Below are 15152 nucleotides of genomic sequence, written 5' to 3'. Positions count from 1 at the left end.
CCCCTGTACTTCTCATCGCGGTGGCCCCTGTCGCGACGGCCCCCAACCGAGTCGGTTGTTCCGGGTGCGTCATTCCGCCGCGAGAGGCTGCGTGTGCGCTCGGCGAAGAGCAAGCGGACTGGTAGGGGGGACCGGGTCTTAGCCTCGATCCACCGATGGGCTTGAGGGTCTGAGCGTGCCGTAACACGGAGATGCCCTCCCGTACTGGGAGGTTGGGACTTGCGACTGTTCCAACACTCCGACCCGGAAGGGCATCTCTGGGATGAAACTCTCTCACAGGTTCACGGCTGGCTCGGCGCTGTTCGACGACCCGAACCTGGTGTCGGCCGCGGGGCTGGTGCCGGTGATGGGCCTGGCCGACCACGCCGGCCTGGGTGAGCTGGCTAAGGAGCATCTGAGCGTGCCCACGGACAAGGGCGCCAACGCGGGGGCGAAGGTGGCCGCGCTGGTCGCCGGCATGGCCGCCGGCGCGGACAGCATCGACAACATGGCGCTACTTCGCCACGGCGCGATGAAGAAGGTCTTCGCCGGGTGCTACGCGCCCTCCACCCTGGGCTCGTTCCTGCGGGCGTTCACCTTCGGCCACGTCCGCCAGCTGGACGCCGTCGCCTCCCGGGTCCTGGTCAACCTTTCCTGCACCACCCCGGTGGTCAAGGGCATCGGTGAGTACGCCGTCCTCGACGTGGACGACACCATCATCGAGGTCCACGGGTACGCCAAGCAGGGCGCCGGGTTCGGGTACAGCAAGGTGCGCGGGCTGAACGCGCTGCTGGCCACCGTGAGCACCGACCAGGCTGCCCCGGTGATCGTGGCCCAACGGCTGCGCAAGGGCTCGGTCGGCTCCCCGCGCGGCGCGGACCGCCTCATCGCCGACGCCCTGGCGACCGTGGCCAGGATGCGCAACAGCAACCAGGTGAGCAGACCGGTGCTGGTCCGCGCGGACTCCGCGTTCTACGGACACCCCACCCTCGGTGCCGCCGTCCGCGCCGGAGCGCAGGTGTCGGTCACCGTGCGGCTGACCAGCAACATCAAGGCCGCGATCGCCACCATTACCGAGCAGGCGTGGACCCCGATCGAGTACACCGACGCGATCAAGGACGAGACCACCGGGGCGTGGATCTCCCGCGCCGAGGTCGCCGAGATCCCCTTCACCGCGTTCACCGCCCAGGCCCGCTCCCGGCACGTGCCCGGCCGCCTGGTCGTGCGCCGCATCCCTGACCTGAACCCCAGGAAGGGTGAGGGCCCGGACCAGCTGTTCGACACCTGGCGCTTCCACGCGTTCTTCACCACCACCGACCCCGACGTGCTCGGCACCGTCGCCGCGGACAAGACCCACCGCGCCCACGCCATCATCGAGAACGTCAACGCCGACCTGAAGAACTCGGCCCTGGCGCACCCGCCCTCGGGCAAGTTCGCCGCGAACGCCGCCTGGTTGGTGCTGGCGGTGATCGCGTTCAACCTCACCCGCGCCGCCGCCACCCTGACCGGGCCCCAGCTGGCCCGGGCGACCACCGCCACGATCCGCCGGACCCTGGTCGCCGTGCCCGCACGGGCAGCGTCCTCGGCCCGGCGACTCCGCCTGCACCTGCCCACGAACTGGCCCTGGCAACAAGCCTGGAAGCGACTCTTCGCCACCGTCTGCGGACCACCCCTGCCGGCCACGACCTGACCACCCGGCCGGCGACGGCACGACCCCAGGAACCTGCACGTGGAACACCCCGACAGCGAGGTCGGGAGACCACCCATGCCCGCTCCTCAGAGTCGCCCGCCCTGCCCGCGACGCCCTACTTACCAAAGTCAGTCGGTGGATCGAGGCTTAGTCAGTCACGCGGTCCAAGGCGCGCCCCAGGGACCGTGCGAACTTGGCGAGACCCGCCTCGGACACGACGTAGACGCGTCGTCGCGGAGACTTGCCAAACTGGACAGAGACGTCGAACCGCTCTACGGCAGTCAGAGTCGGCTGGTTGTCGTGGCCCAGCTCGCACGCGAACAGCGGCGCCTGGGTTACTACCACGGGCATGACGCCGCCCAGGACCGTACTGGTGTTGTCGCCAACTAGGGTTAGCGCCCCCTTTTCCGCGAGTGCTCGAGCAAAGCTCATCGCCTGCATGACGGCATCCTGAGCGCTGTTGATGGATTCTTTCCCCAGCGCGGACACCGTGTGCGAGGCTAGCCGGTCTGTGAGGAGGCCATTTTCCCATTCGAACGCCCCGACGACCTTGACATGCAGATCCTCGGTCCAGTCCTTCCCGCACGGCAGCCACCAGTCGTTGAGTTTGGCAGGGTGCATGGAGCGGCGCTGGTCATAGAAGGCGATCCAGGGCTTGTCGCGTCCGGACTTGCACTCGACAGCAAGTCGGAAGGAGGTGCTGAGTGTCCTTGACAGGTTCGGGCCTCCAAAGAGGGCCATTACGTCTCCCTCACGCTGCTTCTGTGTCAACCCGTCCTCGTACTGGTACGCGGGAAGAGCCATCCTGCAGCCGGGTGTGCCCACGAGGGACCTCGCGGCGCGCAGTTCGAGCGCGCGCCCACTGTCCTCGAGCCACTGATACAGCTTGTCCATCAGATCGTTGCTCACGCGTCAAGCATGCCTGCTTGTCTTGCGTCATACCGCCGCGACTGGCCGGTCGCGAATATCCGCCGAGCAAGGAGAATGTGCCCATGAGCGCGCTCAGCTGGGGGCTCGACGTCTCCACGAACAAGACCAAGACAGCCGCCGTCGCCATCGACTGGTCCAACCCCGGCGAGGCGCGCGTCGTCGACGTACGCCACCCACTCCCCGCAACAGACATCGCGCCCCTGATCGCCGAGCACAAGACGAACAGATGGGCCGTCGACGTACCATTCGGATGGCCAGACCTGTTCGTCGCACTCATGGCTGATCGACACCACGCGCCGCTGCCCGCCCATGCCATGCCCGCTGCAGCGGCCTGGGAAAAGTGGCGGACCCGGGAGGTCGCGCAGCGGCGCACTGATCGGTTCTTGACTGACGATCCTCACATCAAGACGCGCCCCCTCCCAGCGTCGTTCCAATTGCTCGGGGCGACCGCTGCGATGTGGGTGCTGGTCGAGGCACAGTTGGTCTCCCTCGGTGTCCGGGTCGACCGCGCGGGCCTAGATGGAACGGTGTGCGAGACCTATCCATCAGCGGCCTTGGCCGCGTGGGGCCTCGGCAAGGCGAAGCAGACCTGGTCCGAGCTGCAGTCCAACTTCGCGTTCCTCACCGCCGACAAAAACCTACTCTCCCGGTTTGTCAGCGACGACGTGTGCGACGCCGTCGTGTGCGCCCTGGTTGCCAGGGCACGCGACCTCGAACTGACCATTGGTCCGCCGGACGACGAAGTCGCGGCGGCACGGCGAGAGGGGTGGATCCACGTCAGCTGCGAACACCGCGAGTTGCTGGTGCAGACCGACTGACCCAGTCACTACCCCGGCCGCTTGCGAACGCTGGCCGGTGTCCAGGTCAAAGCGTGTCAGGGAGGGCGTTGTAGCGCCGCGATCTAGCCATCATCTTCGCGATCTCCACCCGGCTAGGGTCTCCTCATGGAGGCCATCCCGCTGACGTGTCTGCTGCCCCAGGGCTTCGATCCGAAGCAGCACAAGGTCCACTTCGCCGTCTGGAGCCAGATCAAGCATCCGATTGACGTTCTAGCGACCAACCACGAGGAATGGCAGGAGTGGAACTCATGGCGAAGCGTCAAGAACGACTTCAATCGCGAATTCATCTTCTCGATGGCCCAGGACAAGCACGACGCGACCCTCTGGCTCTTCGGCGGGATCTGGGAGGTCCTGGAACGAAGGTCCGAACAGCAGGCACATTCGTACACGGTGGCGCTCCGAGAGGACCTGCTGGGCCCGTTCATCCGCCGCCTCTGGGTCCGCCAAAAGAGGTCGGGGCGGAACATTCGCCAGAAGATGGAGACTGCCCTACCCGCGATGACGGTCTCGTCGATCCTCGAGGAACCGTTCGCCGGTGACCCCTTCCCGGGGCACGATCGGATCAATCACAGCCTCGCCGACCTTCAGGCGGTCGTCACCCAGGCTCGGGCTGACTGGCGGATCGCGTTGGAGAGCATGAAGGGCGTGTACGTCATCCACGACAAGCAGACCGGGCAGCGGTATGTCGGCTCCGCGTACGGCGACACAGGCATCTGGCAACGCTGGACTAGACGACCTATGCGACCACGCTGCACGGTGGCAACGCCGGATTGAAGGCGCACCTCGAGAAGATGGGCGATGAGTACTACCGGACAAACATGCGGTTTGCACTCCTCGAGTACTGGTCGATGCGTACCGACGACGGCCACATCCTGCAACGTGAGTCGTACTGGAAGGACGTGCTCCATGCGCGGTCGTTGGGACACAACAGAAACTGACTTTGTACTCGGAAGCGATCATGAGGGACGTGTCCTGTGCCCATGGGCTGGCTAACCAGGCGACCCGCGTCAATCCGCCGCGACCGCATGGGGTCCTGGGTTCGGCGTAGCGTCCCGGCCGTCGACAGCCTCGTCGCGCTGGCGGCGGGCACCGACTTGGCCCGGATCCAGGTCGCCGCAGGAGGCGACCATGTCCACCGCGACCAGCCCCACGGCGACACTGCCGTTCCAGCCGTCCTCGATGAGCCCCGCACAGCTCGCGGCTGTCTCGTGCCTCGCCCGGTACTCCGGAGCCACCCACGCTATCTACCGGACACAACTGGCCCGCTGGTTCACCTGGTGGGAGACCAACGGGTTGAACCCATTGGTGGGGATACAACGAGCACACGTCGAGCTCTACATCCGCAACCTCGGGTCAACGAGCTTTTCGAGCGCTACGCCGGTGAGCGGATGGTGAAGCTTTCCGAAGCGAAGCGACATGAGCCGCGGTAAATCCGGTCCGCAAGCGTCCCGAGCGCCGGGATTGTTGGCGACCAGCGAAGCTATTGGACTCGCTCACCGGGCTGCCTATTTGGGGGTCCCACGATAAGCGCTCAAAGCGGCCATCGCTTTCGGTTCCGCAAATAGTGGTCAGGAGCGACAAAGGTCCCCACGACCTCGTGGTGACCGAACAATGCAGGGTCGCCGTTCGGCCCGGAGATCGGTGCCGTGAGTTTGGCGAAGACCTCGCTCATCCACCTGACAATCCTCAGCGTGTAGAAGCGCCCGTACTTTTGCGCCAGCTCGTTCTCTGATGTCCGGTAACTTCCCCGCGCGACGTCGCTGATGCGATTGCCGCTCTCGTCCAGGTGGAAGACGATCGAGTCCTTACCGATGAGCGCGTCAACGATGGCTGCATCGCGCCGAGCCCGCTTCTGCCGTTCTGTCCCGTGAAAATGCGTGGCCAAGATCGGTTCGACGACATGGCTCCACCAGTAGATGACGGGATCATGCGGACTGCTCGCTCCGCTGATCGTCTCGAAGTTTGCATAGCGTCCTCGCGAAGCGTCTGCGAACATCGTGAGCGCGTCCAGCACGGCCCTAGTCATGTCGTCGTCAGGATACGGGTACTTGAGATTCAGCCCGCACTTTCGATCGATCGCTCGAACGGCGTTCACGATTTCTGGAAGCTTGTGACCCAGCTTCCTGAGTTCTCCGTCAGTCGGTGATCGACCCTGCGTAGTGCGGAAGTCGACAACCCAGATTAACTTCCCGAGACGCTCAATTCCATTCGCGAGCCCGAACAGCGCGACGTAGTAGTCACCGAGATCCGCGTAGTTTGCCCGTCCGATCGAGTTAACTCCCGCGCAAATCAGACCGGCCGCGAGAGAGGTCTCCCGATTGAAGCCGTGCCACTCCGGGTAGTCCCACGGATCTCGCTCCACCTAGCCCCTCCGATGCACTCGCTGCGGCAGGGTCAGCACGCTACCTGCTCTGGGTAGCACTGACCTGACGAGTCAGATTGTTCTCGGCCGCTGACGCAGAGAAGCATGACGCGGTCTGCGGGGAGTGGCGGTCGCGCGGTGGGGGCTGCGACCTACCGCCGCGTGTGTCCTGGGTTCGTTGGCGGTGATACTTCCGTTCGATCCAGACGACGATCGCGAGCCGCAGTTCCTGACGTGTTGCCCACCGTTGCTGGGTGAGGACGTGCGTCTGCAGCAGACCCAATCCGTTGTCTGCTCTTGTCGCGCGGGTCCGAACCGCGTACTCAACGCTTCGAGCGTTTGGCGCTCTTGCCGCGTAGCCGTTTGGTGGGTCGACGGGCAGAGGGCGGCATCGGTGGGAGAGTCTTGTCCCCGATGGGCTGGAGTTGCATGGCCTCGACCACCGCATCTAGGTCCGGGCTGTCGACGTGAGGCGCATTGAGGTAGAAGGCGTGTTCGAGGTTGAGGCGTTCGTCGAACAGCAAGCCCAGGGCGCGGTCCGAGCGCAACTGATACCGCTTTGCTCGCATGTACGTCAGAAGACGTTCTCGAACCGCGGCCAGCTCTGCGTTTCGCGGCCTGGTGGCCGCGAACAGGGTCGGGTGCCCCCACAGCCCGGCGAACGAAAGGACCACCTCGTGGTACTGACCGTCTCGGCGGGTCATACGTCCCAACTCGGCTACTGTCTTGGCGATCTTCGTCTGAGTCTCGCCGGCCAGCCCGAGGAGGTCGGCAGTGCTGCGAAGCCAGCCCGGAGGACGCTGCTCGGTCAGGACATCGATGAGCGGCACCAGCCGGCTGGCGGTGTTGAAGGTCGGCTTGGTCGGTTGTGCGTTGTGCTCCTCGAACTGGTGCCGTTGCATCCAGGCGTTGAGCTCCCAACAGTGGTCCGCGACCAAGGTGCCGACGGCCTCTTGGGCGTGCTTGCGCCGGTCACGGCGCTTGGCCGGAGGCGCAGAAGGAATCTCGAACCTAGTCTGATCGGGATCCGGCTCGACGTAGAGGCCCCCGCTGCGAAACAGCATGTAAAGGTCGAGTTCATCGGCCGCCCGGTAGTGGGTCGTCACCCCACTGTCCGTGCGGCGCCTGAGGTAGAGGAGAAACTCTCCCGGGCGATCGCAGACCTCCGCGATGGTGGCGAGGTCGTGCAGAGACGTGATCCAAGGTGGACGCACTTCTGGGACAACCCCGACCCGTTGCAGCTCGCCGATGGCAGTGCCGAGGGGCCCGATGTCGTCCAAGAGGGCGACTACCGACCGCACCTCTCGGATGTGGCTGAGATCCAACCATGTGCAGCCTTCCAACCACAGCCCCCCGTTGGTTTCGATGAGGCTCTGCAGCCTCAGGGTCTGGTCGGAAGCGTCACCGATGGTCGACTTCAGATCGCGAGACAGACGCCGGACGTCGCCTCGGCGAGCTTGGGCGGCTATCGACTTGCCTTTGACCTCTACGCAGATCGCAACGTCATCGATCAGGAAGAGCCCGTCTCCCTCGACTAGCTTCCCAACCCGATTCAGCTCTGCGCACTCAGCGCTCAGTGCGGAGACGGCTCCGTCCCCGAGAGGTGCGAAATACTTGAATCCTTCGTGTGAGCGTGGGGTGCGAAGGATGGATTCAAGGTGCTCGATCGCGAGACGTTCGGTTACAACTTGACGCACCTTCTTGTCGTAACGACGGACTTCGTTCGAATTCCGCGGCAGTGCGGCCTCAAAGATGCGGCGGAGCGAGTCCAACCCCACGTCGTTCGTGGTCGCCACGAAGTTGCCATCGCCGTCGGAGACTAGGGGCGTGGTAAGGAAGGGGTTCTCCCCGACCAGCATGTCGTAGACCCGCCTGCCTGCCGGGTGGGCGTCATCGAAGGACTGAGCGTACGAAGCCAGCACAGCTTCGGCGGTTTCGGACGTCAGGCCTGCCTCTTCAGCGACCGCGTCTGCGCGGATGACTGCCCTGTCGGCGGGGAGGAACATGAAAGGGATGAGCAGGTCCATGAATGCCTGAACCTCATGGGCGGGGACTTCTTCGGGCGGAGTGTCGGGGTACCGCATGAGGATGTCCCCGCTGCCGTCTCGCAACTTTGTCATTCGGTCACCGGCGATCTGACCCATCGCCTCGCGTACCGCTATTACGTCGGAGTACGTGTACCCGAGGTGGTTGCGCATCATCTCAGCGACGATGGGGTGGCCGAGCAGTTGAGCCTCGTGGTCGTCACGGACGGTGTCGTACTGCATGTTCCGGATGTTCAGAACGCCGGATCGGTACTCGGCGGCAAGGTGCGCCAGCGGGTCTTCGCTGAAGTGCGCCTCGTACTGGTGGCAGTAAGTCGCCAGGCGTGCCAAGCGTCGTGCTCTCTGGTGGAGCTCCTCGATCTTCTCGTGTGGTCGGGTGTCGATCCGTGGAGTGGGGTCCGGCTTGCGGGATGTCCTTGCTAGTAGGACGGCCGTGACGATCTCGACTGCCAAGGCTGTCCCGTCCCCCACTACGACGCTTGGGTCAGGGACGGGCGGGAACTCTCGCATCCGCATTAGCTCGATGACATCGAATGCGTCTGCGTCCGCCACCGCTAGCGACATGAGGGCCACCTCGGCCTCCACCTGCTCACGGAGCACCGCACGGACATCAAAGATCGACCCGCAGCCTCGGAAGAGTCTAAGTTCGTGAACGGGATCCCCGAGGTCGGATCGATCCAACGAACCCACGACACGCCGAAGTGGATCACGGCGTCCAGACATCCGCACGACCTCCCGATCAGAACCCTTGGCCGGATGCTAGGACGAGCCACCGACAACGCGCCTTGAGGGCGAGTTGCGTCTGCGGCCCGGGGACCTAAGTCTTACCGCCGCCAGTCGACTGGGTGCCTGGTCGACGCATCTTGCGAGGAGCCAAGAAGTGTCAACGCTCCCGCGAGTTGTCGGCGCGGCCGAACCCGACCTCCCAAGACTGGCGGTGCTACTCCCGGGTGAGATGGCTCATGCTCTTGAGGAAGCGACCTGCCGCCGATGTTGCATCACGATGCGCTTCATCGAGATGCTCCTTACACAGTGGGATGCCAGCGATCACGGTGACGGACTCCCGCGGGGCTCGCCACCTGTTGAGCTGGATGCACGCTGCACACGTGGGGGCGGGTGGCATGAGGTCTCTCCGTGCTCGACGAGTAGCTGGTCGCTAACACTGTAGGCGCGCACACCGGTAGTTCGCTCGGCGTCCGAGGATGTCGGACACCAGCCCCGGCGTTGCCCCTTTGCGCGTGCGGTCTTGCAGCTCGGGGACGCCGCAGCGCCCGACGCTGCCGTGGGGTGAGTCACCCTCTGTGCGTCGTTCCGCCGCTAGTGACGCACTCCCCGGGACTGTCCGCCAGACCGCAGCTCTGACCACTGGCATCTTGTCTTCCCGCGCGGGGTCATATCCCTGTGGTCATGGGTGGCTGGTCGTGGGGCAAATTCGGCCCCTGGCTCGGCGTGGCAGTCATGGCCTGGCTGCCACGGGTTGGTGCGTGCTGGACGCAGGTACGTACGGTTGGTCTTGTTCCCAGCCGGGCCGGGTTGATGGGCGTATGGCAGTGCTCGCAGATCCCGTACGTCGCGTCCGTGAGGCGTTCGGGCGCAGCGTCCGCTTCCTTCAGATGTTCCCGTGCCTGGTCGGTCATGGCCGCCAGCTGGGCGCGCTCGAAGGCGGTCGTTTGCCCTTCGGGATCGTGCTCATCAGTTGGAGTCCCGCGGAGCCTCGCCAAGCATTGTCATGTCGGCAGTCAGGCGCCAGAGTCGCGCCAGGGCTGCGTGCTCCTGGCTGAGATGGCGCAGCGGCTCCTTCGAAGGCTGCTCCCTGGTCTGGGTCAAAGGTGGGGGACGTGATGCGCCGTTCAAGCAACTCGGAGCTCTCACTATTCCAGAGACGATCGGGCGCTGAGAAAATTGTGGGCGGGGGGCAGTGAATCGCCGTCTACGATGAGGCGTTGCGATCCACCCAACCCTGTAGGAGTCACCGTGGCGCAGAAGATGAAGACGATCCTGATCTCGGACCTGTCCGGCGAAGAACTCGGTGAGGACGGCCAGACCGTCAAGTTCGGGTTCCTCGGCGCGGACTACGAAATCGATCTCTCCCAGACCGAGTCCGATGTGTTCGCCAGCACGATCCAGAAGTACGTAGACGCCGGCCGTCGCGTCGGTGGCCGCCGCCAGAGCGGGGCGGGCAGCACCACCCGTCGTGACCCCTCCCAGACCAAGGCCATCAAGGCATGGGCGACCGAGCAGGGCATCGACTACCCCCAGCGGGGCCGACTCTCCCAGGACTTGGTTGAGAAATGGGAGGCCGCCCACAGGTCCTGACACCGTCACCGCAGCCCCGGCAGCCTCGGCTGCCGGGGGCCGCAGCCGTCGCACTGCGCCTAGGGCCCACCGCTTGTTGGAGGCTGGTGGACCCCGCGCCGGTCACTGTCCCGCATGTGGTGCCCAGATGGCCCTGACCCGCCAGGTGGGGGTGTCGAGCAAGGGAGCAGGACATGACGGATGACATGGCACCCGCCCCGCCGGTAGGTCAACCGACACTGAGGCACACGCCTCCAGGAGGGCGGAGGGTGTCGGTGAAGCCCGGAGCCCACAAGGCGCGAGGCTGCGCGAGCCAGCCGGGCCACTCAGCTGTACATGCTGTCCGGGGGGTGGTCTGTCGTGGATGAGCACAGCAGGGCGGATGCGGTGGAACTGGCCGAGGCCCGGGGGGTGCTGAACCATGTGGCGCGGGTGCTGCCGCAGGCTCGTTGGGAGCTGTCGCGGATGCGACTTGACGTGCTGGACGCGGACCTATGCCTCAGGTTGGGCACCGAACTGCAGGTCGATGGCCTCACGCCGGGTGAGGCCGTCCGGGGCGTGATCACCTCCTGCCAGGCCGGGGCCATTGCGGGTGGGCGGGTCGATCGCCGGATGCGGGAAGCCCTCGCGGGGGTCAAGGCCGCCGGACTCCTGCTCGAGGTCCCCGCCGCCGAGGACACCCAAGACCAGCTCGAAGCGATCCGGCTGCGCCGCCAGCTCTCCACATTGCAGGGCGATTTGGAGGCGGCCCAGTCACTGCTGGCACGCACCACCGGCGCCCTGCGACGGGTGGCCAAGCTGGTCCGCCGGGCGTACCCACCGGGTGCCTGGACCGTGCGGGATCTGCGCCTCCAGCAGTTCACCGGTCGGGTGGAAACCGCCCAGGGGCAGACCCGGCACATCGACCATCAGCTGGACCACGCCCATGTGCTCACCGACCGGATCGGCACTCAGGTGGACACCCTCCTCCCGTCTGCCAGGAAGCGGATGTGCGCCCACCGCGACCACTCGCCCAGCGCATTGGCCCCGCCAATGGCTGTCTCCCGGTGAACCAGCGCAGGACAGGGAACCGTTGACCCCTCCCGCCCGGCGACCGGGCCGGTGAGGGCCTGTGGCCCGGTCGTTTCTCGAGGTGTCCCGCTTGCGGCACATTCTGGCGCCGGGGCCGAGCTGCTGGACCAGGCCCCCGACGCGTTAGGTGTGCGGGTCTTTTCGTCCACAGCCCGAGGATCCACGGCGTCGCCTGCAACAGTCCGGTGCTGCCCGCCGCCGCCTGCTCGGACAGGCTCACCACCGGCAAGGGTGCCGGACACGTACGGGCTCGACCGATCGGCGCGGTCCGTGGGAGGGCAGCACTGGCGGTGGCAGCCACGTCGCTGCACGCCGCAGCGCACGCGGTCGGGCCCGGCCGCGACGTCCCTGTGCGACCAGGACAAATACTGGCGACGATCAACACCAGCGCCACCGGCCAACCCCGGTGGGTAGCGGCACCTACAGAAGAGCCCCCAGGGGAGTGGCTAGCCGGGGAAGGCCGACTGCGCCATCAGCGATCCCGAGTTGGGAGGAGACGACTCGAGGGTGTACCTCCGCTCGGCCCTGGCTGCCCTCTCCATGCGCCGCCTGACCGGTACCCGCAGTGTGCGGGTGGGCTGCTACCCGGTCGCTACCGCCGTGGTCAGCGCGCCACCGGCGTGCGGACGTCACGTGAGGGCGCTACCGGACCGGTGGGTGAATTGCCTTCCACGTGGGGGTGCTTCAGGGTCACGGCCCGGTCCCGGCTGTGGTCGTCACCACAGTTGGCGATCAGCCAGTCGGCGTACGCCGCGGCGAGCCCGACCTGCACCAGGTAGGCGTCGCCGACATCGGTACGGGCCCGTCCCCAGGACGTGAACGCCCACCACGCCCAGAGCACGAGACTGACGAACAGCACGCCGGCGTGATGGGCTGGGTGGACAGTCACGCCAAGCCAGAGTCCGACACCGCCGTTGATCACCAGGCAGGCGACCATCAGCCGGCGAGGCAGGATCGTGGCCGCGGCCTCCCACAGGCCCAGGACGACCACGAGCCACACCGACCACGGCGCCAGGAAGACCGTTAGAGCCACCTGGCGCCGGGTCAGCCCCGCCCGCACCACACCCAGCTCGTGGCCGACCAGTGCGGCCGCCGTCACCGGACCCAACCGGCCCGAGGCAACCGCGTCCACCAGGCCCCGGGTGACCACCACCGTCCGAGAGCCCACCGCGCTCACGCCCACGTGGCCCCCATGCCCCACCAGCAGTACCAGACCAGGCACGCCGGCCCGGCAGTCCAGGAGCACCTGGGCTACCGGAGCCAACGTGTGCCGTTGGTGCAGCCGCGGCTTCCTGGCCAACAGCACTGATGCGGCGACCCACCGCTCCCCCACCCCCGCCACCCACACCACGGCGGCGAGGCCCACCGGGACGAGCAGGACCGGCCACGCCACCACGGACAGGGCCAAGGAACCGGCCACGACCCATAGGCCCACACTCATCACCACCGGCACGACCAAGGCCCGCACCCGGGCCGTGCGCGCACGAGAGACGACGTCCACCCGGCCCCACCTCCTCACCTTCCTTGAGCCACTGCCCTGGTAGCGCCCGCACACGGCAACCGCCGCGGTTCGTGGACCCCGCACGGGCCGCCGGTCCGCTTCCGGGGTCATGACCACCATGCCCTCCACCGCCGACACCCCGCCCACGTTGTCCACAACCCCTTCGCCCACACCACCGGTATCCCCGGCCAGAGAAGAGGCCACGGCACCGACACCCCCACTGGGCCTACCCACGAAGGAAGGAGCCGACGAACCCGCAGGAGGACCCCCCATGACCACAGACGAGGAGGGCCCCCCGACGCCCGTCGGAGTGCTGCTGGAAGTGCATCACCTGCTCGCCCAGGCCCGTGCCGAGGCCACCGCCCGGGCACGCAGCACCACCGACCCCGACACGGTGCACCTGGCGTTCGCGCTGACCTGCCTTCACACGCAGGCACTGGAGCTGCTGCCGCTGACAGTGCGCGGGTTGCTATCCCAGGTCCCGGCCGCGACCGGGGCAGACCCGCTGAACCTGGCCAGGGCCGCCGAACGCGCCACCCGGTCCCTGCCCGCCCACCAGCTGCCCCCCGGTGCAGCGACCCTGGTCGTGCGGCTGATCGACACCATCCGGGACCAGGCGTGAGCCGCCGCCGGGCACCCTCGATCTACCCGCCCAGCACCGGCGAACTGATGGACCGAGCCGACCTGCTGGCCCGGGCCCTGCTCTACGACGCACCCGAACGCGACGGCCGCGCGATGGTCCGCGCCTGGGGAGAGGTCGTCGAAGGCGCCGCCGACCTGTGGAACCGCCTCCCCCGACGTTCGGACCTGCCCGGCACCGGGACCGACATCATCACCCAGCTGGAACGCTCCGCCCGCACCCTGCACCGCGCCGCAGGCCAGGCCAACCAGGTCGACACCACCCTGATCCACATCGGCAACCTGTTCACCCGCGCCGCCGGTCTCATCGACTCTGCCGACAGACTCGCGCGCTCACCTGGAACCCGGTGGACCGCACGGCAGACCCAGGACGCATTCGCCGCCCGCATCAACATCATGCACACCCTGTACGTCAGCGCCCACGCCATCACCGTCTCCCTGGCCGCCACCGCCCACGCCGAACGCTGGGACGCACGGCTCCGGGTCCACAACATCACCGCCGAAGAGCTGCAGCACCAGGTCGCCGACGTCGAAGCGCTCACCCACTCCTACCTGCACGGCCACTACCCCACCGCACTGCACGGCAGGTACCGCCACCCCGTGGACGACACCCGCCTCGATACCGCGATCGCGACCTGGGACGTGCACGCCCACCAGGCCCTGACCCGTACACCCACTCCCGACGCGATGACCCAGGTCGCCGGCGCCGCGTTCACCGCAACCATCCACGCCCACCGCCTCTGGCGCGCCGCAGCAGACTCCGGGCTCGTCCGCCCCGACGTCTTCACCAAAGACATCGCCCCCGCACTCGAGACCATGACCGAACGCTGGGGCCACGCCAACACAGCCTGGGCCGACCTGCACCACCCACAGGTCCCACCTGCCAGCGAGCTACGCGAGGCGTCCTGGGAACTGGTCAACGCCATGCGCGAGGTGACCCGCGACCGGGTCGGTCCCGCCAACACCCAGACCATCTCTGATCGCATCGACATGGCCAGCTTGGTGCGGTCCCTGCACCGATTCCACGCTGTCACCGCCGGCATCGGCGACCTCTTCCACGAGACCGCCCGGCACGCCCAGCTCACCGTGAACGCCCGACCCGCAAACGACCTCACCCGACAGCTCATCCCCTCAGCGGAGAACCCACATGCTCTGCCCGAGGGATGGCCACAGCCCACCCCCGCCAACACCGCCGTCCTCTCACCCCGCGACGTCCTGCTCCGCAGACCCGTCCCACTGCCCGAGGTCCTTCGCCCCCTGCTCCAGGAGCCCGCACGACAGGCCGCTGTCGCGACCCGGTCCGCCCTACGCGCCACCATGACCGCCAGCGACCAGAAGACAGGAACCATGCACGTCCCCTCCAGCTGGACCAGCCGGCACCACCCCGCGACCACCCGGCTTGACCGCAGCCAAGACCACGAACGACTACACTTGACGTCCATCCCCCGCAACGTCGACAGCGCAACCCCCGGCCGCTAACCGACGGCAGCCCGATTGCGCCGCGCGCCGCGGTAGCGCCTGAAATTACCGCAGTCGGGCACGCCCCTAAGCATGCCAGGCCCCGTCAGCGACCCGGCCCATGCGGCGTGTCTGTATCAGCTCTCCACGGCTACCGCTGCGACTGCCCTGGACCCTGGCTGGCATCCCGGTCCCATGCATGGCACCGGCGGCCTGTTCTACATCGACCGGGACGACAACCTGACCACGATGGTGGTCACCCCTTACGCGGCCGAAGAGGTGGTCCAGGCCCTCATGTCCCGCCACCCTGACCTACTCGCCGGCGGTTAGATGGACCCCGCAC

At 66.9% G+C, this 15152-nt stretch carries 14 protein-coding genes and 1 pseudogene; 8 read left to right on the top strand and 7 right to left on the bottom strand.

Annotation, left to right across the window (positions count from 1 at the left end; all coding sequences use genetic code 11):
- Positions 1–262: 262 nt before the first annotated feature.
- The gene (locus tag ESZ52_RS08160) at positions 263–1669 is read left to right on the top strand and encodes an IS1380 family transposase (protein ID WP_131104495.1); all 1407 of its coding nucleotides are present in this window, start codon (positions 263–265) and stop codon (positions 1667–1669) included.
- Between the two features lie 147 nt (positions 1670–1816).
- Here ESZ52_RS08160 and ESZ52_RS08155 read toward each other — a convergent pair whose 3' ends face one another.
- A complete protein-coding gene (locus ESZ52_RS08155) occupies positions 1817–2578 on the bottom strand; it encodes a hypothetical protein (protein WP_131104494.1) in 762 nt (253 codons plus the stop codon).
- A gap of 83 nt (positions 2579–2661) precedes the next feature.
- Between ESZ52_RS08155 and ESZ52_RS08150 the strand changes: the two genes are divergently transcribed.
- Together ESZ52_RS08150 and ESZ52_RS08145 are read left to right on the top strand one after the other, a co-directional pair.
- Entirely contained in the window at positions 2662–3417 is a 756-nt protein-coding gene (locus ESZ52_RS08150) for a DUF429 domain-containing protein (protein WP_131104493.1), read from the top strand.
- A 126-nt stretch (positions 3418–3543) separates the two neighbouring features.
- Positions 3544–4212 carry a GIY-YIG nuclease family protein gene (locus ESZ52_RS08145; RefSeq protein ID WP_131104492.1) on the top strand — a complete coding sequence of 223 codons (669 nt, stop codon included), beginning with the start codon at positions 3544–3546 and terminating at the stop codon, positions 4210–4212.
- A 233-nt stretch (positions 4213–4445) separates the two neighbouring features.
- On the opposite strand, the gene ESZ52_RS08140 is transcribed toward ESZ52_RS08145, so the two are convergent.
- From ESZ52_RS08140 to ESZ52_RS20095, 5 genes and pseudogenes are all read right to left on the bottom strand, one after another.
- Positions 4446–4673 carry a hypothetical protein gene (locus ESZ52_RS08140; RefSeq protein ID WP_131104491.1) on the bottom strand — a complete coding sequence of 76 codons (228 nt, stop codon included), beginning with the start codon at positions 4671–4673 and terminating at the stop codon, positions 4446–4448.
- A 296-nt stretch (positions 4674–4969) separates the two neighbouring features.
- On the bottom strand, positions 4970–5800 hold the full coding sequence (locus tag ESZ52_RS08135) for a hypothetical protein (protein ID WP_131104490.1): 831 nt from the start codon (positions 5798–5800) through the stop codon (positions 4970–4972).
- 157 nt (positions 5801–5957) lie between these two features.
- Positions 5958–6077, bottom strand: a pseudogene (locus tag ESZ52_RS20100) (IS3 family transposase); the annotation flags it as partial.
- A 46-nt stretch (positions 6078–6123) separates the two neighbouring features.
- The gene (locus tag ESZ52_RS08130) at positions 6124–8445 is read right to left on the bottom strand and encodes a hypothetical protein (RefSeq protein ID WP_131104489.1); all 2322 of its coding nucleotides are present in this window, start codon (positions 8443–8445) and stop codon (positions 6124–6126) included.
- Between the two features lie 791 nt (positions 8446–9236).
- On the bottom strand, positions 9237–9482 hold the full coding sequence (locus ESZ52_RS20095; protein ID WP_202865427.1) for a TraR/DksA family transcriptional regulator: 246 nt from the start codon (positions 9480–9482) through the stop codon (positions 9237–9239).
- 337 nt (positions 9483–9819) lie between these two features.
- On the opposite strand from ESZ52_RS20095, the gene ESZ52_RS08120 reads away from it, so the two are divergent.
- Positions 9820–10161: a histone-like nucleoid-structuring protein Lsr2 gene (locus ESZ52_RS08120; protein ID WP_181009883.1), complete on the top strand. Its 342-nt coding sequence runs from the start codon at positions 9820–9822 to the stop codon at positions 10159–10161.
- A 339-nt stretch (positions 10162–10500) separates the two neighbouring features.
- Complete coding sequence (locus tag ESZ52_RS08115; RefSeq protein ID WP_131104487.1) at positions 10501–11190, top strand: hypothetical protein; 690 nt, start codon at positions 10501–10503, stop codon at positions 11188–11190.
- A gap of 625 nt (positions 11191–11815) precedes the next feature.
- Here the strand turns inward: ESZ52_RS08115 and ESZ52_RS08110 are convergent.
- Entirely contained in the window at positions 11816–12712 is an 897-nt protein-coding gene (locus ESZ52_RS08110; protein ID WP_131104486.1) for a hypothetical protein, read from the bottom strand.
- A 271-nt stretch (positions 12713–12983) separates the two neighbouring features.
- On the opposite strand from ESZ52_RS08110, the gene ESZ52_RS08105 reads away from it, so the two are divergent.
- From ESZ52_RS08105 to ESZ52_RS19885, 3 genes are all read left to right on the top strand, one after another.
- Positions 12984–13334 (top strand): hypothetical protein, encoded by a 351-nt coding sequence (locus ESZ52_RS08105; RefSeq protein WP_131104485.1) that lies wholly within the window; start codon positions 12984–12986, stop codon positions 13332–13334.
- The gene (locus ESZ52_RS08100) at positions 13331–14830 is read left to right on the top strand and encodes a hypothetical protein (protein ID WP_131104484.1); all 1500 of its coding nucleotides are present in this window, start codon (positions 13331–13333) and stop codon (positions 14828–14830) included. Before ESZ52_RS08105 ends, ESZ52_RS08100 begins: the two co-directional genes overlap by 4 nt.
- Positions 14831–15004: 174 nt before the next feature.
- Positions 15005–15139, top strand: coding sequence for a hypothetical protein (locus ESZ52_RS19885; RefSeq protein WP_272948409.1), 135 nt, complete (start codon positions 15005–15007; stop codon positions 15137–15139).
- Positions 15140–15152 lie beyond the last annotated feature (13 nt).

Origin of the sequence: Ornithinimicrobium sufpigmenti (assembly GCF_004322775.1) — a bacterium.
GTDB lineage: Bacteria > Actinomycetota > Actinomycetes > Actinomycetales > Dermatophilaceae > Ornithinicoccus > Ornithinicoccus sufpigmenti.
The sequence above is the reverse complement of the archived record's forward strand: the minus strand, read 5'-3'. Positions and strand labels throughout refer to the sequence as shown.

Bases quoted from the DNA above. Each gene is read 5' to 3' on its own strand.
- ESZ52_RS08160 (WP_131104495.1), top strand. From the start codon at position 263: ATGAAACTCTCTCACAGGTTCACGGCTGGCTCGGCGCTGTTCGACGAC.
- ESZ52_RS08150 (WP_131104493.1), top strand. From the start codon at position 2,662: ATGAGCGCGCTCAGCTGGGGGCTCGACGTCTCCACGAACAAGACCAAG.
- ESZ52_RS08145 (WP_131104492.1), top strand. From the start codon at position 3,544: ATGGAGGCCATCCCGCTGACGTGTCTGCTGCCCCAGGGCTTCGATCCG.
- ESZ52_RS20095 (WP_202865427.1), bottom strand. From the start codon at position 9,482: ATGACCGACCAGGCACGGGAACATCTGAAGGAAGCGGACGCTGCGCCC.
- ESZ52_RS08105 (WP_131104485.1), top strand. From the start codon at position 12,984: ATGACCACAGACGAGGAGGGCCCCCCGACGCCCGTCGGAGTGCTGCTG.
- ESZ52_RS19885 (WP_272948409.1), top strand. From the start codon at position 15,005: ATGCATGGCACCGGCGGCCTGTTCTACATCGACCGGGACGACAACCTG.